This window comes from Undibacterium sp. YM2, assembly GCF_009937975.1.
Classification (GTDB): domain Bacteria; phylum Pseudomonadota; class Gammaproteobacteria; order Burkholderiales; family Burkholderiaceae_D; genus Undibacterium.
The window spans coordinates 3726299-3748739 of sequence record NZ_AP018441.1 but is presented as its reverse complement, the minus strand read 5'-3'; the positions used below and the strand labels follow the sequence as shown (position 1 = coordinate 3748739).

The 22441-nt window shown below is 50.8% G+C and carries 17 protein-coding genes; 7 read left to right on the top strand and 10 right to left on the bottom strand.

The window, feature by feature from the left end; all coding sequences use genetic code 11:
* Window positions 1-12: 12 nt before the first annotated feature.
* Window positions 13-564, bottom strand: coding sequence for a hypothetical protein (locus UNDYM_RS16855; protein ID WP_370529343.1), 552 nt, complete (start codon window positions 562-564; stop codon window positions 13-15).
* 1 nt (window position 565) lies between these two features.
* Window positions 566-931 carry a YkgJ family cysteine cluster protein gene (locus UNDYM_RS16850; RefSeq protein ID WP_162042063.1) on the bottom strand — a complete coding sequence of 122 codons (366 nt, stop codon included), beginning with the start codon at window positions 929-931 and terminating at the stop codon, window positions 566-568.
* Window positions 932-1215: 284 nt separating this feature from the next.
* Here UNDYM_RS16850 and UNDYM_RS16845 point away from each other — a divergent pair, with 284 nt between their 5' ends.
* A complete protein-coding gene (locus UNDYM_RS16845) occupies window positions 1216-1647 on the top strand; it encodes an Hsp20/alpha crystallin family protein (protein WP_162042062.1) in 432 nt (143 codons plus the stop codon).
* Window positions 1648-1701: 54 nt separating this feature from the next.
* On the opposite strand, the gene UNDYM_RS16840 is transcribed toward UNDYM_RS16845, so the two are convergent.
* Together UNDYM_RS16840 and UNDYM_RS16835 are read right to left on the bottom strand one after the other, a co-directional pair.
* Window positions 1702-2583, bottom strand: a complete 882-nt coding sequence (locus UNDYM_RS16840) for a DMT family transporter (protein WP_162042061.1) — start codon at window positions 2581-2583, stop codon at window positions 1702-1704.
* Window positions 2584-2611: 28 nt separating this feature from the next.
* On the bottom strand, window positions 2612-3409 hold the full coding sequence (locus UNDYM_RS16835; RefSeq protein ID WP_162042060.1) for a putative hydro-lyase: 798 nt from the start codon (window positions 3407-3409) through the stop codon (window positions 2612-2614).
* A gap of 147 nt (window positions 3410-3556) precedes the next feature.
* On the opposite strand from UNDYM_RS16835, the gene UNDYM_RS16830 reads away from it, so the two are divergent.
* The 3 genes from UNDYM_RS16830 to UNDYM_RS16820 all read left to right on the top strand — a co-directional run bounded on the left by UNDYM_RS16830 (window position 3557) and on the right by UNDYM_RS16820 (window position 6723).
* On the top strand, window positions 3557-4480 hold the full coding sequence (locus UNDYM_RS16830; RefSeq protein WP_162042059.1) for a LysR family transcriptional regulator: 924 nt from the start codon (window positions 3557-3559) through the stop codon (window positions 4478-4480).
* A 283-nt stretch (window positions 4481-4763) separates the two neighbouring features.
* On the top strand, window positions 4764-5861 hold the full coding sequence (locus UNDYM_RS16825; protein ID WP_162042058.1) for a serine hydrolase: 1098 nt from the start codon (window positions 4764-4766) through the stop codon (window positions 5859-5861).
* Window positions 5862-5994: 133 nt separating this feature from the next.
* Complete coding sequence (locus UNDYM_RS16820; RefSeq protein WP_162042057.1) at window positions 5995-6723, top strand: hypothetical protein; 729 nt, start codon at window positions 5995-5997, stop codon at window positions 6721-6723.
* A 228-nt stretch (window positions 6724-6951) separates the two neighbouring features.
* On the opposite strand, the gene UNDYM_RS16815 is transcribed toward UNDYM_RS16820, so the two are convergent.
* The 6 genes from UNDYM_RS16815 to UNDYM_RS16790 form a co-directional block, all read right to left on the bottom strand.
* Window positions 6952-7956, bottom strand: coding sequence for an MAE_28990/MAE_18760 family HEPN-like nuclease (locus UNDYM_RS16815; protein WP_162042056.1), 1005 nt, complete (start codon window positions 7954-7956; stop codon window positions 6952-6954).
* Window positions 7953-9146 (bottom strand): DUF262 domain-containing protein, encoded by a 1194-nt coding sequence (locus tag UNDYM_RS16810; RefSeq protein WP_197740916.1) that lies wholly within the window; start codon window positions 9144-9146, stop codon window positions 7953-7955. The genes UNDYM_RS16815 and UNDYM_RS16810 overlap by 4 nt, the downstream gene beginning before the upstream one ends.
* Window positions 9147-9175: 29 nt before the next feature.
* A complete protein-coding gene (locus UNDYM_RS16805) occupies window positions 9176-10906 on the bottom strand; it encodes a glutamine--tRNA ligase/YqeY domain fusion protein (protein WP_162042055.1) in 1731 nt (576 codons plus the stop codon).
* 198 nt (window positions 10907-11104) lie between these two features.
* Window positions 11105-12433, bottom strand: a complete 1329-nt coding sequence (locus tag UNDYM_RS16800; RefSeq protein ID WP_162042054.1) for a diguanylate cyclase — start codon at window positions 12431-12433, stop codon at window positions 11105-11107.
* Complete coding sequence (locus UNDYM_RS16795) at window positions 12430-13401, bottom strand: ABC transporter substrate-binding protein (RefSeq protein WP_162042053.1); 972 nt, start codon at window positions 13399-13401, stop codon at window positions 12430-12432. Before UNDYM_RS16795 ends, UNDYM_RS16800 begins: the two co-directional genes overlap by 4 nt.
* Window positions 13402-13403: 2 nt before the next feature.
* Window positions 13404-15431, bottom strand: coding sequence for a TonB-dependent siderophore receptor (locus UNDYM_RS16790; protein ID WP_162042052.1), 2028 nt, complete (start codon window positions 15429-15431; stop codon window positions 13404-13406).
* A gap of 320 nt (window positions 15432-15751) precedes the next feature.
* Between UNDYM_RS16790 and dnaE the strand changes: the two genes are divergently transcribed.
* The 3 genes from dnaE to msbA all read left to right on the top strand — a co-directional run bounded on the left by dnaE (window position 15752) and on the right by msbA (window position 22434).
* Window positions 15752-19270, top strand: a complete 3519-nt coding sequence (gene dnaE, locus UNDYM_RS16785; RefSeq protein WP_162042051.1) for a DNA polymerase III subunit alpha — start codon at window positions 15752-15754, stop codon at window positions 19268-19270.
* A 4-nt stretch (window positions 19271-19274) separates the two neighbouring features.
* A complete protein-coding gene (locus UNDYM_RS16780) occupies window positions 19275-20600 on the top strand; it encodes an O-antigen ligase (RefSeq protein ID WP_162042050.1) in 1326 nt (441 codons plus the stop codon).
* 88 nt (window positions 20601-20688) lie between these two features.
* Window positions 20689-22434, top strand: coding sequence for a lipid A export permease/ATP-binding protein MsbA (gene msbA / locus UNDYM_RS16775; RefSeq protein ID WP_162042049.1), 1746 nt, complete (start codon window positions 20689-20691; stop codon window positions 22432-22434).
* Window positions 22435-22441 lie beyond the last annotated feature (7 nt).

Sequence of the window (22441 nt, the reverse complement as noted above, 5' to 3'; positions counted from 1 at the left end):
AAAAATTGAACTTTAATCTGGACGACGAAAATCATCAGCTATCCAGGCCCTGGCATTTTGCTGGTTCAGTTTATAGTTGGGGGCAACCCTGACTCTCGCCAGCTCGGTATTACCTGCATCTTGCGCACTGAGCCAGGCATAGGGATCATCCTCATCCGGCACGATGTCTAGCATGATCTTGAAGTCTGCTTCATCGGTCGCGACCATCAGGCTCTTGTGCAATGTCGCATGCAATTGCTGTTCATGGCGACGTATTACCTCGGATGCCGTTTTCACCAGTGTGCCAAAAGCATTTGCATCGAGTGGTTTGGGATTTTTTTTATCGCGCCCCATGGTCCACGGGCCAACCAGTGCAGGTTCAGGCTCACCATCCTTGATCATGGCAACTGCCCAGCCTTCATCGTCGTCATTCTTGATGACCTGGGCTGTCCAGCCCTTGTCGCGCCACAGGCGTGGCTCGTGGACCTTGTTGTCCTCTTCCTGAGGTGCGTGGTCGTCTGATGTGTAATCGCTATCGTTATCGTTTATCAAGGCGGTTCCCGGTTTGTTTTTCAGGCTGCACATGCTACACGCAAGTTTTCAGTTTGTCTGAGTCCTTTTCCGTTTTGTATGGAAGTGGAGCCAAACCATGCCTGGTGCGGGCTTGCCGGCACTTGTCGTCACCGACCTGCACCTCGCGGCATGGTGAGGGTCTTTGCTCATACATAGTGCATTTGACGAACTTTCCTACTTCCCCCACCAGAGCCTGGCAGTGCGGGCTGGACTGGTTAGTGCCACGCAGGCAAGAGTAAACCGGTGTCAAAGCCTCGACCATGGAATCGTCTATGCCATTTTCCTCGGCCTCGGCCCAGTAAAACGAAACCCGGTAACTAGCGCAGCAGGCTCCACAATCAAGGCAGGGTTCATATCTGTCTGTAACTTGTATTTCCATAAATGTAAGTGCTTCTGAGATTGGCCATCTTGATGACAGACCCGGCAACTGAACAATGTGAAAAAGAAAAATCTGCATTGACCTTAACACATGTCCGGCGAGAATTTTAAATCCACTCGTTTTGCCTGGAAAGGGGCATGCTCAGCTACCTGCTCCAGGACTCATTTGATATGTGTCAAACCGCCTGCTTGCCTGGCTTGTCAAGCACCGCGTCGCATACTATTTTGATCACATAGCAAGTACGGATTTTCATTTTGTGTCATATTTTTCTGAAGGAGAGACAAATGGGAGCATTAAGCAATCGTGGTAATTTTTTCGATGATTTTTTTCGGGACGTCAATCCAGGTTTCTTTGTAAGACCGTTGCATGGCGATCCTTTGCCCAGTCCGGCACAGATCAAGCTTGACCTGAAGGAAACTGATCAGGCCTACACTGTGCACGCAGAGGTACCTGGCGTTGCCAAAGACGATATCCATGTCACACTGGATGGCAATGTGGTTACATTGCGGGCAGAAATCAAGCAGGAAGACAAAACTGGTCCAGACCAGAAAGTCTTGCGCAGTGAACGCTATTTTGGCGAAGTATCGCGCAGCTTCCAGTTGCCAGTAGAAATAGAAGCGAGCGAAGCGACGGCCAAATACGATAATGGTGTATTGAATCTGACCTTACCTAAAAAGCGTGCGGCCAGCGGAGTGCAAAAACTTAAAATAGAATAGGCAGCCAGCATTGCAGGAGGAGACTTGAGCAGCATGGCAAACCATGCTGCTTTTTTATTGCTGGCGGGCCCCTTGTCTGAGTGAAAAAAACAGGCCACCTGATATCAGCATGGCACCCAGCAGCAATGACATGGTCATGGTCTCACCCAGCACGAGAACGGCCAGGCTTACCCCCACGATAGGCATCAGCGCGGTGAACATTGACGCTTTCGCCCCCAGTTGCTTTACCGCCAGGTTGAACAGCAAGACAGATACCACACTGACCAGCAAGCCCTGATAAACCGCCTGTACCGCAATCGCACCGGCATCAAGCTGGAACAGGCTGGTACCGGCAAAATAAAAATACACAGGCACATAGAGCAAGCCGCCCACCTGTATCACGCTGACTACCGACAGTGGGCTGGTATTCCAGCGTCGCATCAGCACCGTATAAAACGACCACATCAGCGCAGCCAGCATGAACAGCAAGTCACCACGCCAGGCCTGGGCATACGCGGCTGACGGCGCTTGCAGTATGCTGCCGGCCTTGACCACCACCACCCCGGTCAATAACAAGCCCAGACCCAGCATGGGAATGCCTTCGCGCTTATCCAGCATCAGTTTCGCCAGCAGGGACGTGAACAAGGGAGTAAACGCCGGATAGATCAGCGAGCTGTGAGAAGCAGGTGCCCAGTGCAGGCCACCGACCAGTACCATGTTATACAAAGGCCCGGCAAGCAGCAGCAAGACCAGCGCCCTGGGCCAGCCCGTGCCTGCTGCATTCTTTGCCCCAGCTTTGATGAAGAAAGGCAGCATGATCAGCCCGCTGACGGTAAACCGCAATACCGTCAGGTCAAAAATATCCAGCGATGCGCGGTAACCAAAACTGGCAACCACAGGCTGTGCTCCCCAGATCAGTGCGACCAGCAGGCCATAAACCAAACCCATCAATTCCATTGCCTGCATCCTCTAGGTAAGGGAGCTTTCAAAGTACCGAGTAGTCGTTATTGCGCAAATCTGTCAGCAGCATGTGGCCAGGCGCATGGGTAATGCACAGCTCAGGTTTTGCATGCATCAGGGCTGCTTGCGGTGTGACGCCACAAGCCCAGAACACCGGCAACTCGCCCTCATTAATCGTCACTGCGTCACCATATTCAGGCTGGGCCAGGTCCCTGATGCCTATCAGCGCCGGGTCACCTATATGCACAGGCGCACCATGCACGCCTGGGAAGCGCGAGGTGATCTGTATCGCCCGTATTGCATCTGCCGCCTTCATCGGACGCATAGTGACGACCAGCGGCCCCTGGAATGCACCGGCAGGCGAAGTTGGCACAGTAGTGCGGTACATGGGTACATTGCGCTCCTGCTCTATGTGGCGTATGCCTATGCCATTTTCTATCAGCGAATGCTCGAAAGTAAAAGAACAACCCAGGGCAAATGTCACCAGGTCATCCCGCCAGATATCACCGATGTCCAAAGGCTCTGCCACCAGCTCACCATTGCGGAACACGCGGTAAAGCGGCACATCGCTGCGTATATCGAGATCAGCCCCAAGGAAAGGCAGGAAAGGGTCGCCGACCTCTGACACGGCAATCAAAGGGCAGGGTTTGGGATTTTTCTGGCAAAAGCGGTGAAAGTCGCTGGCGTCTTTGGCGGGCAGTATCACCAGGTTGACCTGCACATAGCCAGGCGCAAGACCCGAGGTTTCTTTGCGCCACTCGCCGCGGCGTATGGCAAGGCGTAATTCTGCAGGTGACTTGGACAGGGGGGAAAGTGCGGACATGGGCGGCTCCATAAAAGGTGGATAGTGAAGGGCTTATCAATAAGTTATGACGACTGAGGACTTCAGGACTGATAGAGCCAGTATAAAATGCGATCTTGATAGAAGATAATTGAAGTTATTGTCAATAGTTGATAAGATTTATCTATCATGCGACCTTCACTACAACAGCTCGAAACTTTTTACTGGATAGCCCGTCTGGGTGGTTTTCATGCGGCGGCCAAACACCTGCACCTGACCCAGCCGACGATCAGCGCCAGAATCCAGGAGCTTGAAGACATCCTGGGATTGAAGCTGTTTGAGCGCGGTGGCCACCGGGCCGTTATTACCCCGGTAGGGCGCGATGTACTGGCGCAGGCAGAGAAAATGCTGCGCCTGTCTGATGACCTCGAACAAATCAGCAAGCGCCGCAATCCCATGCGTGGCCTGTTGCGCCTGGGGGCGAATGAATCGACCGCCATGTCTGGTCTGATAGAATTGCTGGGGCGGCTAAAGGCGCTGTACCCTGGCCTGCGCATAGAGTTGAGCATTGATGTCGGTGCCAGTCTCAGCCGCAAACTCAATGCACGTGAACTGGATGTTGCCATCCTCAGCGACCCAGTCTCTGCGCCACATGTCATTGACGTTGCCATAGGTAAAGTAGATCTGGCGTGGATGGCATCTACCCAAACCGTATTGAATGAGCAGGAACTTCATCCTGCGGGCATGGCTGCCTTGCCGGTGGTCGCCATGCCAGCACCTAGCACCATCTGCAATGTTGTCATGGATTGGTTCAGGGCTGCAGGCCATGAACCGGAAAATCTCAGCATCTGCAATTCCATGGCGATGATGATCAAACTTGTTGCCGCAGGCCATGCCATCGCCGTGTTGCCACGCGCCGTGGTCGATGCAGAAATCAAGAGCGGCATCCTGCGCACGCTGCCTGTCAAGCCAGCGCTGAATCCCTTGACCTACTACGTTTCCTATTTGCGCCAGGAGCCTGAGCTGGCGGGCGGCGGCCTCGTTGATATGACGCGCGAAATATTGCAGAAGAGTGGTCTACTGCTGCCATTAACATCGCCAGCGCCACGCTAAAATCGTCGACTCACGACAGCATCAATTGCGTTTTGATGCATGGAAATTCCTGAGCGCTCCGTGCATTTGGTTCCTCAAAATTCCACATTCAATCCCTTAATTTGCGCTTCTGTCTCAATCTGCCAACTTGAAAATCAGGTATTGCCTATATTGCGCCATGTGCTTGCAATCAAGCGGCACCGGCGAAGCGATAAACCTGCTTTCGCACAGTTATTACCAGTTTGCAGATCTCTCCATGAGTGGGTCTGGGTTTCTTAATCCTGAATCAGAAAGTACATCGAACATGAAAAAAACTTACCGCCTTCTCCCTGCGAAATTACTGATGGCAACGCTGGCACTGGGTGCAATTCAGGCGCATGCCGCAACATCCATGTCCGACGCAGACATCCTGAACCTCCTCAAGCAGCGTGTTGATACAGACAAAAAAGCGGTGGGCCTGGTGGTCGGCATCGTCGATGAAAAAGGCAGCCGCGTGATCAGCTACGGCTATGCCAATCTTGCCGAGCGCCGCCCTGTCGATGGCGATACCCTGTTTGAAATTGGTTCCATCACCAGCGCATTTACCGGTGTCGCCATGATGGACATGGCAGAGAAAAGTGAAGTCAGACTGAAAGAACCTATCGAGACTTATCTGCCTGACGGCGTCAGGATACCCTACTATGAAGACAGGAGAATCACACTCTCTGACCTGTCTTCGCATCGCTCCGGCCTGCCTGCTGTACCTGGCACCCCAGGCACAGGTACCGACAATCCCTATGCAGGTTTCACTACCAATAAAGCCTATGAATTTTTGGCCAGCTACCAGATGAGATACGACGTCGGCAGCCGTTATCTCTATTCCAGTTTTGGTAATGGCTTGCTGGGCCAGGTATTGAGTCAACGCGCAGGCACCGACTATGACACCCTGATCAAAAACCGCGTGACCACACCACTGGGCATGACTGCTACCAGCGTTAACCTCAATGCAGACTTGCAAAAGCGCATGGCAACAGGCTATAGCAGCAAGGCACAATTTGCCGTAGCACCGGCCTGGAACTTCAGCGCCTTCGAAGGTGCGGGTGGCTTGCACTCATCTGCCAATGACATGCTCAAGTTCCTCGCTGCCAATATGGACCAGGCCAAGACACCCTTGAACGGCACCATACGCAAACTGCAGATGCCCTTTGAAATAGGCAACCGCCTCTTGCTGGTCTGGGGTGGCTATAACAATAAATTTGACAGCGCCATCCTGGGTCTTGAAGGCAAGACAGGTGGCTACAGCAGCTACATCGCCTTCGATAAAAAAGCGGGCAAAGGCGTCGTGATATTATCGAATGCAGATGTCAGCGTGGCTGATATCGGCAACAAGATCATCAATACAGATTTTCCGCTGGCACAGTAAACTCAAGGTTGCAGGCAGAACTGCCTGCAGCCTTCAGCGAAAAACCGCATTAAAAAATGGAATGACATCGCTACAGCAAACATTGCAATTCAGTAGTCATATCAGGATGCGACCCTTGATCGTCATCCTGATAATGCACGTCCTGTTCTTCCTGGCTTTATCACGCACTTACACTCCGCAGGCAGACAAAGCAGTATCTGGAACAGCCGTGACTTTCCTGACGCCTGTTACGGCGCAAAAAGAATCATTGCCGCCAAAAAATGAGCATCGAAAAGAAGAACGTCAAGAAGCAGAGCTTCAAAAAGCAGATGATCAAAAGCTGTCACCTGCGATCAAAAAAGAATCCGTGCAAGCACCCAGGGCGGCCACGAGTGATGCACCAACTGAGAAATTGCCCACACCTACACCAACAGCAAAATCGTTTGCCGACATAACCGCTGGCACCGAAGCAGAAGTACCCGCCAAAGCCGCAGTCAGTCTTGCCCAGCTTCGCTCGCAGGCAACATCCATAGCCAGGGAATCAGCACAAGCTGAGGGCAGTGAATCTGGCTATACGGGTATTCTTGGTGATTACTACGGCAGCTATAACGGCGCCGATGCAGGCACGTTTTATATCCACGTCGATCACACCGGCAACATCTTTGGCTCTGCCGATTCAGGCACCGCCCACAGCAGCTTTACGATCACCGGTAAAGTATCGACCAATGGTGTCGTGCAGATGACAGGGAAGGGCCTGGCAGGCTCAGCGAGTTTTGATGGAAAAATAAATCTCAAGACAGGCGGCGTGTCAGGGCACTGGAATTTGACGGGTTTTGGGAGGGGGCAGTTTGATGGTCAACGCGCCAAAGGTAGGGAGTATTGATCCAATAATTTGGAGCAATATCAACAGTTTATTTTTGCCTTATATCGGGATACGATGTCTGAACTTGGGTCGCAAAATCAAAGACTCGGACAATAATACTGCCGCTGAATTCGCTGATTTATTACGTTTCCTTAACTCCAAAAGCAGCGTGGGATTGTGCAGCTTTTAATATGGCGCGAGACATTCTGGTGCCGATGGGTTGTTAATCGATTTGGTGAATCAGAGAATTTAGTCCATTATAAACAAACGGTCCTTTTTAAACGCTTCTGTTGAAAATTTTGCACCCACTTCAGTTTCGTAAAATGGTACTAGTGAGTCAGTACAAAAGCCATTGACTTGAATTTCCAATATTTTCGCTTTTTTACATCGAGATTTTCCAGCGATATAGATATCAACGCCAGTGCTAAAAGCATGCGTCTTTGTTTTAAATATATATGCATCGGCTTTCTGCAGTTTTTCGGAAATTTTTCCAATCTCGATATGTGACCAATTGAAAAGCATCTTTGACATTAGAAATTCAGTAATTGACCGGCACAGTTCAACAATAAAATTTCCTAGATCTTTTAAGGGGCCTAATGCATAGATTTCACTGGTTCTTCTTCCATGGGCTACTTCATTGCGGCGCTCAATAAAATCTTTCAATCGTGATTCAACAGTATGGTCTGATTCTTCGCATAATTTTAATAGTCCTATATCTTCTTCGAACCAATTTCTAATGTTTGTTAATTGAAGTCGTGCACATAAATTTTCCAATTCAGCGAGTCTTAAATTATTTAGGTCGGCTGAAAAAGGCTCAAAAAAAAAGACCGTTTCACGTGTATCAAAAATCGCATCATTTAAACTTTTTATTAAATCTTTTTTGTTTAAATTGGCATATCGAGGTGAGGTATCAATTTTTTGCAAAATAAGTGCAACGCCATAAGAGTATGTCGTTGCTAGCTTGTCGTAATCAATGGCAATTTTCTGTTGTGAAATGAATTTCAACCAAATCCTTGCGCTCTCATTAATAAAATCTTCGTATGACGAGTAAAGATTCAACAACATGGATGAGTAATCAAATAACTTTGAAAATTGATTTCTTGAGGTAAGCTGCGGCGCGTCTTCACCTAACGAAATTTGATTTGACCGAGTCCATTCGTTCAATGTAAGTAATGATTTCAGTTGGGTGATCTCGTTTTGTAGATCATCGAACTTTTCAGACAATTCATTTGAATATTGATTGAATTTTGTCATTTCGAGTTCACATCATAAATACGATTCATCAAAGCAATTCTGTCTTTAACATCTTGTTTAGTATTACCTCGACCAGTCAGAATTCCTTTAGTGTCCTCAGTAAATGCATTTCTTGTTTGAGCAAGAATACTGTCTCTATTCTCAATCAATTTCGATGATTTATCCAAGTGATGTGAAAGCGCTACTAAGACGGCATCAGCAAATGCCTTTTGGGGGCGCGAGCCCCATTTTCCATCTCTGGCATGAAATGGCGTGAAAATCAAGTCTTTATAAATCCTATGGGCGAGCTCCAAAGTATCCAGGTATAAAGCTTTCAGTTGTTCTATTTCTTGAGTTTTAAATGATCGCGACTTCAAAATGTAAAGATCTAGGAAACCACTCATTCCCTTTCGGTAGCTATTTGCATGTCTTAGCGCAAAAAATCTTAGTATTACTTCAATATCCTCCATTTGTTTATAAAATGGGTCGTCTAACAAATAATCGGGAGTACTTTTTTCTTCTACATCTGAATAATCTGGAAGTTTCCAAGCACTTCTGTGCATTTTGTTTTTTGCTAAATCGATTAGTGCATCATTGAAAGGCCCTGCATATAAAGCATTTCTTATTTCTTGCGCGCTTAATTTAACCCCACCCGTGTTGAGTCTTTCAAATACGAGTTGTTTTAAAATTAGCGCATCTTCTGATCCTTCTGTTGACTCATGCAAAACCGTTATCCATGAGACCGAGCGGCGATCAATTCCAGCTTTGATTTTTTCTGGAAGTTTGGAATACGTTCTTCCATTCAATTCCGGCCATCTATCCAAACCCTTTAAAACTAGCTCATTTGAATAAAATGCTTTTATAGCGCTAATTCTTTGTTGGCCATCCATTACTTCGTAAGAATTAGGGGAAATTTCATAAACGAATAATGGTGGAATCGGAATATTTATTAGGAAGGACTCAATTAATTTAGATTGGCGTTCATTATCCCAACGATTCCTGCGCTGATAAAAAGGGCGCGGGTCCATATATCCTGGCCGTTTTAATGCCTCATAGAAGTTTTGTAATTTTTCGCGATTGGTTTCCGTAACAATTCGCTCGGCCTTTTTATCGTATTTCGAATTTATTTGTTCATCTGTTAGCTGAGCTTGCGGAGTCTCAGATGGGGATTTATCCCACATACTAAGTTCTGATTCAGAGAAAAATGGCATACGATTCCTTTAGTATTAGTACAGGCTTACTATTTACCCCAACTATCCTTCAACGTCGTCACCCGATTAAACACCGGTTTCCCAACCACTGAATCCACACGATCCGCCACAAAATAACCATGGCGTTCAAACTGCAAACGTGTATCTGGTGTGATCGTTGCGAGGCCAGGTTCTACATAGGCACGTACCACTTCGAGTGCATTCGGGTTCAGCAAGGCCATGAAGTCTTTGCCGCCGGCATCGGGGTTGGCGTCTGTGAACAGGCGGTCGTACAGGCGGACTTCCACTTCCAGCGCATCTGCTGCATTGACCCAGTGCAGGTTGCCTTTGACTTTGTAGTTGGCGCTGCCTTCTGTGCCGGATTTGCTGTCGGCGAAGTAATTGCAATGCACGGCGATGACATTGCCGTTTTCATCCTTGTCGCAGCCTGTGCATTCAACCACATAGCCATAACGCAGGCGTACCTTGTTGCCGGGGAAGAGGCGGAAGTAGCCTTTGACGGGCTCTTCCATGAAGTCTTCCTGCTCTATCCACAGTTCTTTGCCTATCGTGAATTCGCGGTTGCCCAGTTCTGGGTGGTGCGGGTGGATAGGTGCGGTGCAGGCGATGTTTTCGCCTTCCGGGAAGTTGTCGATAATGAGCTTCAGCGGGCGCAATACGGCAGTGGCGCGTGGTGCTTTTGGGTCGAGGTCTTCGCGCAGGCAGCCTTCCAGCGTGCTGTAGTCTATCCAGCCGTCAGAGCGGGTCACGCCTATGCGTTCGCAAAACAGTTGCAGGGATTCTGGCGTGTAGCCACGGCGGCGTATGCCGACGATGGTAGGCATGCGCGGGTCGTCCCAGCCGGTGACGATGTTTTGTTCTACCAGTTGGCGCAGCTTGCGTTTGCTGGTGACGACATAGGTCAGGTTCAGGCGGGCGAATTCATATTGTTGCGGTACTGGTTTTTTGAAGAAACCACCTTCGGCGGCGCGTTCTATGATCCAGTCATAGAAGGGGCGGTGATCCTGGAATTCCAGCGTGCAAATCGAATGCGTGATGTTTTCTATCGCATCTGACAGGGGATGCGTGTAGTCATACATAGGGTAGATGCACCATTTGTCGCCAGTACGGTGATGGTGGGCATGGCGTATACGGTAGATGGCCGGGTCACGCAAATTCATGTTCGGTGATGCCATGTCTATCTTGGCACGCAGGATGTGTTCGCCATCCTTGAATTCACCTGCCTTCATGCGGCGCAGCAAGTCCAGTGACTCTGCTGGAGCACGGTCACGGAAAGGCGAGTTCACGCCTGGTTTGGAAAAGTCACCACGGTTGGCGGCCATGTCGGCAGCGCTTTGGCTATCGACATAGGCCAGACCAGCACCGATCAGGTATTCGGCGATTTCATACAGGCGCTCAAAATAGTCACTCGCATAGTGCAGGTGTTCTTCGCCTTTGTTGTTCCAGTCAAAGCCCAGCCATTTGACGCTGTCCATGATGGTATCGACATATTCCTGGTCTTCTTTCTCAGGATTGGTATCATCAAAGCGCAGGTGGCAACGGCCAGCGTAATCACGTGCGAGGCCAAAATTCAGGCAGATGGACTTGGCGTGACCGATGTGCAGGTAACCATTTGGTTCAGGCGGGAAGCGGGTGATGACTGTAGGCAATCCGTCACGCGCGTATTTGCCGGCAGCCTGGTCTTCGTCAATAATGGTGCGCAGGAAGTTGGAAACTGGTGCAGATGTTGCATTATCGTTATTTTTGATTTCTTTGCTCATAGCTAATCACTGTTGTGAACCTGATAGGGTCTTCTAAATAAGGAGATGACAAGCATTTTACCGTAGCGCAGCATGGATGGCGCGAAGTTTGCTCGTGGTTTGCTTGCAGTTTGTTCCTGCATGGGCAGGAATGCCTGCCCGATTGATGGTATCAAAGTCAGTGTACCCTAAAATCTGAACTATCTGGCAATACCAAATCTACATTTCACTGGATTCTACGCGATTCCGCCCACAATTCTTGGCATGATAAAGGGCATTGTCAGCCCGTTTCATCATCTCATTGATATTGTCTGGATGGTAATAGCTGGTGACACCAAAGCTGGCAGTTTTTTTGCCAACGACTTCAAATTCATGGTTGGCAATCGCGCAGCGCAGTTTTTCTGCAGTGGCTATTGCGGCATGAATGGTGGTTTCGCGGAAGATGACCAAAAATTCTTCGCCACCCCAGCGGCCCACGGCGTCCATGCTGCGTACATGATCTTGCAGGATGCGGGCGATATTGATGAGAACCTGGTCACCGGTCTGGTGGCCATGGGTGTCGTTGACTTGCTTGAACAGGTCTATATCGACAATCGCAAGCGAAAAACTGGTGCCATAACGCTGGCTGCGCTGGTGTTCTTCATCCAGTATCTGTTCGAGCTTCAGGCGGTTATACAGGCCGGTGAGCCTGTCGGTGCTGGACAGGAGTTCGAGGTCATGGTTGCGCAACTCCAGTTCGCGGGTGCGGGCGACGACCAGGTTTTCTAGGTTGGCGTTGACTTCCATCATGGATTTATGGCTGGCTTCGAGCTTCTCTGCCATCTGGTTGAAGCCGGCTTCCAGTTCCTGTAATTCGCCGCCAGAATTTGCGGTGATGCGGGTATCAAGCTCACCTTTTTCCATGCGGTGCACGCCATCGAGCAGACGTGATAATGGCCGTGTCAGGTCACGGCTCATTCGCATGGCGAGTATGGACGCACAGACTGTTCCGACCAGGCCTATCAGTACGCTGAGGGCGACAAAGACATTCTTGGACTGGTGGCTGGCATGGGTGCTCAACTCCAGATAGACCCGGCCCAGCAGTTTTTGCTTGGCGGTCTTGTCATTCGGGATGCGGTCAAACAGGTCGAAGGCATCGGCCTCAGATTTGCCCTGGTAAATCGGGGCGGCAAAGATCAGTGACTCATGGTCGCCGCGCAAGATCTTGCCGTTGTCGGCGGCTTTGGCATGTTCCGGTCCCAGCTTGCTGGGTTTGCCACTGACGGCCAGTACTTTATTGTCGGCATCGGTGATGACCACGGCTTTGGCGTCATCTTCTTTCATGACGGATTGCGTCAATGCCTGCAAGACTTCGCGGTTACCGGAGAAGGCGCCATATTCACTGGCTGGTGCCAACTGGCGGGTGATGACAGTGCCGCGCGCCTTGATGGCGCCGTCAATTTCAGTAATGCCGACGATGACGACCATCAACACCAGCAGGGCAGAGATGATCCAGACCGGGGCCAGTGCAAGGAACAGGATGCGGTGGGCGAGTGGCCAGTTTTTCATTGGACACGCTCCGGCAATGATTTGATCTTGCGTGTCAGGCTGACCTCATCTTCCATTTCCAGACTCAGCGAACGGCTGACCTGGGTATTGATATTGACACTGAAGTGGCGTGGATATTGTGGCAGAGGCAGGTAGCCATTATTGGGTAGTGTCGCGATGATCTCTGCTACCTGCTGGGCAATCTGGGTCGCAGAACTATACACGCCAGCCAGTGCACCTGCCTTGACGTAGGCGGCAGAAAAACCGAATAGCGGCACTTTTTGCCGGTAACTGGTCAACAATATGCTGGGGATGTTATTGCGGTTATAGATGGCGGCATCGGGCAGGGCCAGCAGGCTGTCGCTGTTGTTCAGCAGGCGGCGCAGGGCGGGCAGCAATTCAGAATCATCGGTGACGGTTTCAACATTGATTTGCATCTCCATTTCTTTGGCGATGGCTGATAGGCCGACCAGCATTTCGTTACCGTCTTTGCTGAGTAATAATCCTACGCGATTGCGGCCTGGCATACTGCTGCGTATCAAACCCAGTTGCCGGTGCCACGGCTGGTCAAAATAAATCGCCGAGAAATGATGCGGGTCTTGATGGCGGCCATATTGCCTTGCTATTTTTTGAAAGGTATTGCGTGGTACCAGTACGCTCAACACCGCCATGGCAGGTGGCTTTTGCGCCATCGCTGTCATGGCTGGTGTGCCAACCGCAATCAGCAGGTGATTGCTGGCATTGCGCGGCACGTCTTCTGCCTTGTAGGTGTTCAGGTTCAAGACCTTGATGGTATTTTTTGCGTTACCTTGTCCCTGAGTCAGCAGAATGCTTAACTGGCTGGAAAATTCAGTATAAGCAGAGCCTTCCTCACTCAGCAGTATGGTGATGTTGTCCAGTGCCAGAACAGCTTGCGCATACAGCAAACTCAGCGTCAGGCCTAGCAAATTGACTACATACCGCAAATGCCTTGTTGACTGCCAGTGCATGTTCACATGTCCAGTCTGAGGTTCAGCCTCAGTGCCCGGCCTGGCAATTCATTGTCGTGCCGGTATTCAAAATACCGGGCATCAGTCAGGTTTTGGGCAATCAGCGAGCACTCGGCAGACTTGCCACCGAGCTTGAACTGATAATTGAGCCTGGCATCCACGCGCTTGTTGCCATCAATGAAATAGCCACGGTTTTCGCGTGGGTTGTAATCGGTGGCATTGAACTTGGTTTTTGCCATCTGGTAAGCTACCAGGCTGCCGCTCCATTGTTCATTGACTTTATGACTGAGCATGATGTTGTGGTTGTATTTAGGTAGCGAATCGCTATACACGACACCATTTACATTATCACTTTTCACACCACCACCAGAGAGGCCATAGATAAGCCGCGTCTTGTCTGTCAGTTGCGCCTTCAATTGCAATTCATAACCACGCATGACGGCTGTGCCCGCATTCAGGTTGCCGCCGGCAGCCGAGCGCTTGTTCCTGACGTCGATTAACTGGCTGTAGTCATCATAGAACAGGCGGAAATCGACATCGAGGTTGCCGTATTTACCGATGTAGCCTATCTCGCTTGATTTGACTCTTTCAGTCTGCATTTCTGGCAAGCCTGGGTAAAAGTCAGCGCTGCGCCAGTAGTTGTCATAGGTCTTTTCATAGACAGAAGGCGAGCGCGTGGCGCGTGAGTGGCTGAGACGCAGGGTATGGCCGGGCTGTACATGCCAGTTGACTGCCACCCTGGGCGTAGTGTCTGTGCCGGTATAGGTATTGTTTTCTATCATGCCACCGACGTTGAAGACCAGGTCAGGGCGGGCACGCCATTCAAGATTGCCAAAAAAACGGCGCAAATGATAAGGAAAGTCACCATACAGATACTGGTTGTCACCAACCCCAAGATAGTAGGGCGCATAAGTCTGGTCATAGCGTATGCTGCCACCCCAGACCAGACGGGCGTTCTTGAAAGGTGAAAAGGTGTGCTGCACTTCCAGGTCATAGCGCCGCAAGATGGCATCGCCATCACTGATGCCATCTGAATCTTTCAGGCGTGCATACACTCTTTCTACCGTATGAAAGGCTTGCACAGACAATTCGCCACCGCCTTCAAGGGCGCGGCGCCAGTGCACCATTTCAAAATGGTTTTCTGCCCGTCTGCTGATGGCGGAGACATTATTGTATTCACCGACTTCACGCGGTCCACCGTTATAACCGAACTGGAATTCCAGCGTATCGGCAGAATTGACCTGGTAATCGGCGCGCAGGTTCAGGTTGTGTATGGTCTTGTTGTCATACTTGTTCAGGTTCCAGAAAGTGAAGGCAGAAGTTGGCTTCTTGATAGTGTCATCTTCGCCTTTGTCATCCCTGATGCTGGCTGACAGCCGGTAGCTTAATGCACCAGTCTTGCCGCCATAGCGCAAGATGCCTTCCTTGCGGCCATTGCCAAATGCCATGGACAGAGTGGTACCCTGGGTCTCTGCCGGGTGGCGGGTGATGATATTGATGACGCCGGAATATGAATTCGCACCGTAACTGGCAGAGTCTGGCCCACGTATGACTTCTATGCGCTCTATGTCATCAAGAACGATGGGCAAGTCGCTCCAGTTGACGCCACCAAACAGGCTGGCATACACCGATCTGCCGTCAATCAGGACCTGCATACGGTCTGAGGTCGTGGTGGTGACCATGCCGTGATAGGCAACCGTGCTGTCTGCTGAGTAATAAGGGTCGGCATGGTAAGCCACATACATGCCCGGTACCAGGCGAAAAATCTCGGACAAGTCCCAGGCACCAGAGTCCTTGATCATTTGCCTGTCTATGATGGTGACCGCAACTGGTGTTTCATTGATGGGTTGTGAGAGACGGGACGCAGACAGCACCACAGGCATATCATCCAGAAATATCGATTCTTCACCGCCACCGGCGATTGCCACCTGATGCAGCAAGGAAAAGAACAGGACAAGACAGCCAGCACGCCTGTTCAGGCGTTTGCCAGTGTGATTGCTTTGGATGCCGCGTCTTTTTTTTGCTAACAAGATATGCCCCAGAGCCAAAAAATGCATTGATTCAGAGTAACACAGCACGGGCACGCAAATGTAGCCTAAATGCAAAGTGTCGAGCCAGAAGCCATCTTTGCGGCTTGGGAATTGTTGTTTTTATGGCGAATATTTTTGGACATGATGCTTTATTTGAAATTTGTATAACAGGCAAATTAAAACGCAATTTATTGACGGCATGATGAATTGACAGCTGTGGACGCGCAGAAAATTAAGGTTAAATTAATATAAATTGCATATTTGAAAACTTCGATAAGGCAAAACTTCTGAACAGCTTGGGCAACAGGTAGAATAGCGGTATGACTACAGAATTAATTACCTCCCCTGAAGCGAGCAATGAAGTTGCCGTCAGCAAGCCCTACGAGCCTGCCTTTGTCCATCTGCGCATCCACTCTGAATATTCGATAGTCGATGGCCTGGTGCGTATTGATGATGTCATCAAGGCAGCAGTAAAAGACAAACAGCCAGCAATGGCAATTACTGACCTGGCGAATTTGTTCGCCATGGTGAAATTCTATAAATCTGCACGCGGCAAGGGCATGAAGCCTATCGCCGGTTGCGATGTGTGGATCAGCAATGATGTCGATCGTGACAAGCCATCCAGATTGCTTTTGCTGGTCAAGAACAAACTTGGCTATTTGCAGTTATGTGAATTGCTGGCTCAGGCCTGGCTGACTAACCAGCACAAGGGCAAGGCGGAAATTCGTTTTGAATGGCTGCAAAAAATCTTTGAAGAAGGTCAGGGCGGTGGCCTGATCGCCATCTCTGGCGCACATTTTGGCGATGTCGGCGTTGCTATTGATAATGGCAATCTGGAACTGGCAGAGCAAAACGCCAGACGCTGGGCCAGCATTTTTCCCAACCATTTTTATATAGAAATACAAAGAGCAGGCCAGGCAAACATGGATAACCATGTGCGCGCTGCCGTGGCCCTGGCGGGCAGGCTCAAATTGCCGGTGGTGGCAACCCATCCCGTGCAATTCATCAGCAAGGACGACTACACCGCCCATGAAGCACGCGTTTGTATTGCCGAAGGTGATATGCTGGCCAATGGCCGCCGCGTGCGCAGGTTCAATGAGCAGCAATGCTTCAAGACCCAGGCCGAGATGGCAGAGCTGTTTGCCGACTTGCCAGCAGCCTTGCGCAATTCTGTCGAAATCGCCAAGCGCTGTAACCTGACGCTGGAACTGGGTAAGCCGAAGCTGCCGGATTTTCCAACGCCTGAGGGCATGACCATCAATGACTTTTTGGAACATGAATCCCGGCGCGGTCTTGAGTTCCGCCTCAATCAAATTTTCCCGAATGAAGAAAAGCGCGAGAAAGAGCGCGCCCGTTATGAGGCGCGCCTGAAGTTTGAAACCGACACCATTATCAAGATGGGTTTCCCGGGTTACTTCCTCATTGTTGCTGACTTTATCCAGTGGGCCAAGAACAATGGCGTGCCGGTAGGGCCGGGCCGTGGTTCTGGTGCCGGTTCCCTGGTTGCGTATTCATTGCTGATTACCGATCTTGATCCTTTGCAGTACAACCTGCTGTTCGAGCGTTTCCTGAACCCGGAGCGGGTATCCATGCCCGACTTTGATATTGACTTTTGCCAGGAAGGCCGCGACAAGGTTATTCAGTACGTGAAAGACCGTTATGGCAAAGAAGCGGTATCGCAGATTGCCACCTTCGGTACCATGGCTGCCAAGGGCGCGATACGTGACATCGGCCGCGTGCTGGACTTTGGCTACATGTTCTGCGATGGCGTCTCCAAACTGATCCCGTTCAAACCGGGCAAACAAGTCACGATAGCCGAGGCAATCGTGGAAGAACCCTTGCTGGCTGAGCGTCAGGAAAACGAAGAAGAAGTCAAAACCCTGCTCGACCTGGCGCAACAGGTAGAAGGCATCACCCGTAATATTGGTATGCATGCCGGTGGTGTATTGATTGCCCCAGGCAAGCTGACAGATTTTTGCCCGCTGTACACCCAGGGCGGCGATTCTGGCGTGGTGTCGCAATATGATAAAGACGACGTCGAGGCTGTGGGCCTGGTCAAGTTCGACTTTTTGGGTTTGACCACCTTGACCATTCTCGACAGGGCAGTGCGCTATATCAAGATGATGGACCCGGCCATGGCAGATTTTGATCTGGCCAAATTGCCGCTGGATGACAGGGCATCTTATGATTTACTGACCAAGGCCAAGACCGTGGCTGTGTTCCAGCTGGAAAGCCGCGGCATGCAAGGCATGCTGAAAGATGCGCGTCCTGACCGCTTTGAAGACATTATCGCGCTGGTGGCTTTGTACCGCCCTGGCCCTATGGACCTGATCCCGGATTTCTGCAAACGCAAGCACGGTGAGAAATTCGATTATCCTGATCCCCGTACCGAAGGCATTTTGTCTGAAACCTACGGCATCATGGTGTATCAGGAACAGGTTATGCAGATGGCCCAGGTGGTCGGTGGCTACTCACTCGGCGGTGCCGATTTGCTGCGCCGTGCCATGGGTAAGAAAAAAGCAGAAGAGATGGCCGAGCATCGCCAGATTTTCCGTGATGGTGCAGCCAAGGATGGTTTGCCGCAAGAAAAAGCCGACGAGATTTTCGATTTGATGGAAAAATTCGCGGGCTATGGTTTTAATAAATCCCATGCTGCCGCGTATGCCTTGCTGTCTTACCACACCGCTTATCTGAAAGCGCATCACGCTGCTGCCTTCATGGCAGCCAATATGTCGCTGGCCATGGATGATACCGATAAGGTCAAGATTCTGGTCGAAGATGCGATTGATATCTGCAAGCTCAAAATGCTGCCGCCAGATATCAATCTGTCCGATTATCGTTTCATGCCAGTTGCTGAACCTGGCAAAAAATCCAGCCAGATACGCTATGGCATGGGCGCCGTCAAAGGCTCAGGCCAGAATGCGATAGAAAGCATCATCACGGCCAGAAAAGAAGGTGGGCCATTTAAGGATTTGTTTGATTTCTGCAAACGCGTCGATAAACGCCAGGTGAACCGCCGTACGGTAGAGTCCCTGATACGTGCCGGTGCCATGGATTGCCTGGGCAAAGACCGTGGCGTCTTGCTGGCAACCGTCGATTTTGCGCTGGAAGCAGCGATGCAGGCAGAAGCCGCAGCAAACCAGGTCAGCCTGTTTGGTGATGACGATGATTTGATCGCGCCACCAGATTACCTGGATGTACCGCCGTGGACAGACAAGAAGCGCCTGACCGAAGAAAAACTGGCGCTGGGCTTTTACCTGTCCGGTCATCTGTTTGATTCTTATGCGCCAGAAGTGCGCCAGTTCATCAAGACCACTCTTGCCAAGCTGGAACCTTCACGCGATTTGCGCCTGATTTGCGGCATCATTACCGGTGTGCGCACCCAGATGACACAGCGCGGCAAGCTACTCATCGTCAGCCTTGATGATGGCACTGCCGTGGTTGAGGTGACGGTGTATAGCGAACTCATGGAAGAGTTCAAATCCCTGTTCAAGGAAGATGAATTCCTGGCTGTGCTGGGCAAAGTGTCTGAGGACAGGTTCTCAGGCGGCTTGCGTATCTCGGCTGAAAAAGTCATGGATATAGGCCGCGCCCGCGTACAGTTCTCGCAAGGTTTGCGCCTGACGTTGACATCGACAGCAGACACCAAAAAGCTGCAAGAGATGCTGAAGCCACATTTGAACGCCGATGGTTGCCCGGTATTGATACGCTATCAAAACGCCAATGCCAGTGCTGAAATGTATTTGTCAGACCAGTGGCGGGTGAACCCGGATGATGTCTTGCGGCAGAACCTGGGCGAATGGCTATCCATGAAAAACGTCAAAATTGAATACGCCTGATTCCATGGATACCAGTAGTGTATTGCCAGCGCGTGGTGATTCACCGCAGGCAGAGCCGCAAACCGGCTGGCGCCAGTCCTTGCCGCATCAGATACTGACAGGCTTGCCGCTGACCCTGTTTTTCCCGGTTGGTGTCATGTATGCCGGTGTGCTGCTGTTTTATATCAGTTTGCTGGTATCTGGCGGCTACCTGAAGAAGATGCACAGGATCAGGCAAAGCGCCATGTTGCTGCCGATACTTGGCCTTAGCCTGGTCAGTATCGTGCTGGCGGCAATGCAGGATATCCCGCCAGAAATCAGTAAAGAATTCTGGCCGGGGCTTGTGCATTACCAGACGTATTTGTTTCTCTTGCCTTTTCTGACCGTGGCTGCGGGCGTGTGGCAAAGGCGGGCGATGTATGTTTTCTTTGCTGGTGCAGTGCTGGCGGCAACGCTGTTTGTGGCCAATTTTTTCCATCTCTTGCCTGTCAATACGGTATTTCGCAGCTATGTGATTTATGAGGGTAATAAATCCATCTTGCTGGGCATATTGATGGCGATTGCTGCCGCCTGGATGTTGCATGATTTGCGCACGCACCGTGATCACCTGGTCTGGCGGGTGCTGGCAGTTGTATATGTGGCCGCAGCCCTGGTCTTGCTGGCAAAAACCAGGACGGCCAGCCTGCTGTTTTTTATCTTGTGCGGTGTACTGATTTTGCGCCAGATAGGCTGGTCATGGCGGGTAGTGGCTTTGCCTTTGATCTTGCTGGCAGCACTTGGCGGCGGCTGGAAATATGCCTTGAGCCTGCCACCACCGGCAACCTGTGAGGTGCGTCTGGTGCAAGCCGGGCCGTGGGAAATTTTTAAATTGCGCAGCCTGTGTACTGTGCATCAATTGCATGACTTTTCCCAGGGCCGCAAAGTCAATGATGATGGCATGCGTCTTGAACTTTACAAGATCACCGGTGAGATCATTGCCGAGAAACCTCTGACAGGCCATGGTATTGCTACCTGGATGTATCTTTACCAGAAAAAAGCCAAGGGCCTCATCAGTTCTACCATGACGACACCGCACAATGATTATTTGTTGTACCTGACAGAAGTGGGTGTCATCGGCTTGTTTGCCCTGCTGGCGATCTGGGCGACCCAATACTGGGTGGCCTATCGTATGGCATGTAAGGAAGTGCATGAGAATCCCAACACCAGGGAAATGGCCATGCCCTTGCTGATGCTGACCATCGCCATGATGCTGGGCGGTATGTTCAATGCGATTTTGCGTGATGCTGTGTTTGGCATGGCTTTCATGATTTTGCTGGCGATACCGCTGGCTGGCATGCGTAATAAAAATTAGTCACGCCGCAGATAGATTATTTATGCGCAAGCCTGATTGATTAATTGATTGAGCGGCTTGTGCCAATACAGGATATGAATTTCATACTATGAGTTTGATCAATAAAGAAACCATCGATGTGTTCCGCCGCTTGTGGCAGTCCATCGCCCCTTATCGCGCCAGGGTGTGGTGGGCCTTGCTGACCATGCTGGGCACAGCTTCGACGGAAGTCATGTTCCCCAAGGTGCTGGGCTACATTCTCGATCACGGTTTTAATGCCGATGCGAAAAAGCTTGCCCTGTGGATGGTGCCAACGGCCATTATTGCGATTTTCCTGTTTCGTGGCATTTGCACGTTTACTACAAGTTATCTGATGACCTGGATTTCGACCAGATTATTGAATCAACTACGCGCCAAGGTATTTGACCGCATCCTGAATGTGCCCATCAGCTTTTACCAAAGTGAATCGAGTGGCCGCATCATCAACACCATCATGTTTGAGGCGCAGCAAATCGTCGAGATGCTCAAGGTCTCGATGACCACACTGTTCCGCGATTCATTGACGGTCATGGTCTTGCTGGCTGCCTTGTTGTGGCGCAACTGGCAGTTGACCATCATTGCCCTGGTCATGATGCCGGTCATGGCATTTCTCGTGCGTGGGGTCAGCAAGCGCTTGCGCAAACTCAATCAAAGCCAGCTTGATGTCAGCAATGAGCTGACCCAGGTCATAGAAGAAGCCACCCGTGCCAGCCAGGTCATACGTATTTTTGGTGGACAGAAATATGAGCAGGAAAGATTCGAAGCCAAGAATGAAAAATTGCGTGGTTACGCCATGCGTACCACCATTGCCGTTGCATCAACGACGCCGCTGACACAACTCGCAGCCGCGATTGCGGTAGCGGTGGTCATCATGTTTGCGGTGTCGCAAGCAGCGCAAGACGCCACCACAGCAGGCCGATTTATTGAGTTTGTCAGCCTCATGATGCTGTTGCTGACACCTTTGAAGCGTCTGGCCGACCTGAATGGCCCCATGCAGCGCGGCATGGCTGCGGCAGAGTCGGTATTTGCCCTTATCGACACTTTGCCAGAAACTGATAGCGGCAAAGCCTTGAGTGCTCGTGCGCAAGGCAAACTGGAATTTGTCCATACCAGCTTCTCTTACCCAGGCCAGGAGCAGGAAGCGCTGAAAGATATCAACCTCAGCATAGCACCGGGCGAGACCATCGCCTTGGTGGGCATGTCTGGCGGTGGCAAGACTTCGCTGGTGAATCTGGTGCCACGCTTTTACACGCCGGATTCTGGCGATATCCTGCTCGATGGCATTTCTTTGCACGACATTTCCTTGACCAGCCTGCGCGAACAAATCGCGATGGTCAGCCAGAATGTGGTTTTGTTTGATGACACCCTGGTGTCGAATATTGCCTATGGTGATGCCAATCCTGATCCTGAACGCGTGGCTGCAGCAGTGCAGGCAGCACATCTGACGGATGTTGTGCGTGATTTGCCAGAGGGCTTGAACACCATGATAGGTGATAATGGCATGCGCCTCTCCGGCGGTCAAAGGCAACGTCTGGCGATTGCACGTGCCATCTATAAGAATGCGCCTATCCTCATTCTGGATGAAGCTACCTCTGCACTCGACAGCGAGTCTGAGCGCGCCGTGCAGGCCGCACTGGACGAACTGATGCTGGGCCGTACCACGCTGGTCATCGCCCATCGCCTGTCAACAATTGAACGTGCCAGCCGCATTGCTGTACTGGTCGATGGCAAGATCATAGAAATGGGTACGCATGCAGAATTGCTGGATAATGGCGGCACTTATGCGAACCTGCATCGTCTGCAGTTTGCCGCTTGATTGAAAA

Excerpts from the sequence above, each read along its gene's own strand:
- UNDYM_RS16780 (WP_162042050.1), top strand. The coding sequence starts at position 19,275 with ATGGATACCAGTAGTGTATTGCCAGCGCGTGGTGATTCACCGCAGGCA.
- UNDYM_RS16810 (WP_197740916.1), bottom strand. The coding sequence starts at position 9,146 with ATGCCATTTTTCTCTGAATCAGAACTTAGTATGTGGGATAAATCCCCA.
- UNDYM_RS16845 (WP_162042062.1), top strand. The coding sequence starts at position 1,216 with ATGGGAGCATTAAGCAATCGTGGTAATTTTTTCGATGATTTTTTTCGG.
- UNDYM_RS16800 (WP_162042054.1), bottom strand. The coding sequence starts at position 12,433 with ATGAAAAACTGGCCACTCGCCCACCGCATCCTGTTCCTTGCACTGGCC.
- UNDYM_RS16820 (WP_162042057.1), top strand. The coding sequence starts at position 5,995 with ATGCACGTCCTGTTCTTCCTGGCTTTATCACGCACTTACACTCCGCAG.
- UNDYM_RS16830 (WP_162042059.1), top strand. The coding sequence starts at position 3,557 with ATGCGACCTTCACTACAACAGCTCGAAACTTTTTACTGGATAGCCCGT.
- UNDYM_RS16855 (WP_370529343.1), bottom strand. The coding sequence starts at position 564 with ATGTGCAGCCTGAAAAACAAACCGGGAACCGCCTTGATAAACGATAAC.
- UNDYM_RS16850 (WP_162042063.1), bottom strand. The coding sequence starts at position 931 with ATGGAAATACAAGTTACAGACAGATATGAACCCTGCCTTGATTGTGGA.
- dnaE (WP_162042051.1), top strand. The coding sequence starts at position 15,752 with ATGACTACAGAATTAATTACCTCCCCTGAAGCGAGCAATGAAGTTGCC.
- UNDYM_RS16815 (WP_162042056.1), bottom strand. The coding sequence starts at position 7,956 with ATGACAAAATTCAATCAATATTCAAATGAATTGTCTGAAAAGTTCGAT.
- msbA (WP_162042049.1), top strand. The coding sequence starts at position 20,689 with ATGAGTTTGATCAATAAAGAAACCATCGATGTGTTCCGCCGCTTGTGG.
- UNDYM_RS16835 (WP_162042060.1), bottom strand. The coding sequence starts at position 3,409 with ATGTCCGCACTTTCCCCCCTGTCCAAGTCACCTGCAGAATTACGCCTT.
- UNDYM_RS16805 (WP_162042055.1), bottom strand. The coding sequence starts at position 10,906 with ATGAGCAAAGAAATCAAAAATAACGATAATGCAACATCTGCACCAGTT.
- UNDYM_RS16825 (WP_162042058.1), top strand. The coding sequence starts at position 4,764 with ATGAAAAAAACTTACCGCCTTCTCCCTGCGAAATTACTGATGGCAACG.
- UNDYM_RS16840 (WP_162042061.1), bottom strand. The coding sequence starts at position 2,583 with ATGGAATTGATGGGTTTGGTTTATGGCCTGCTGGTCGCACTGATCTGG.
- UNDYM_RS16795 (WP_162042053.1), bottom strand. The coding sequence starts at position 13,401 with ATGCACTGGCAGTCAACAAGGCATTTGCGGTATGTAGTCAATTTGCTA.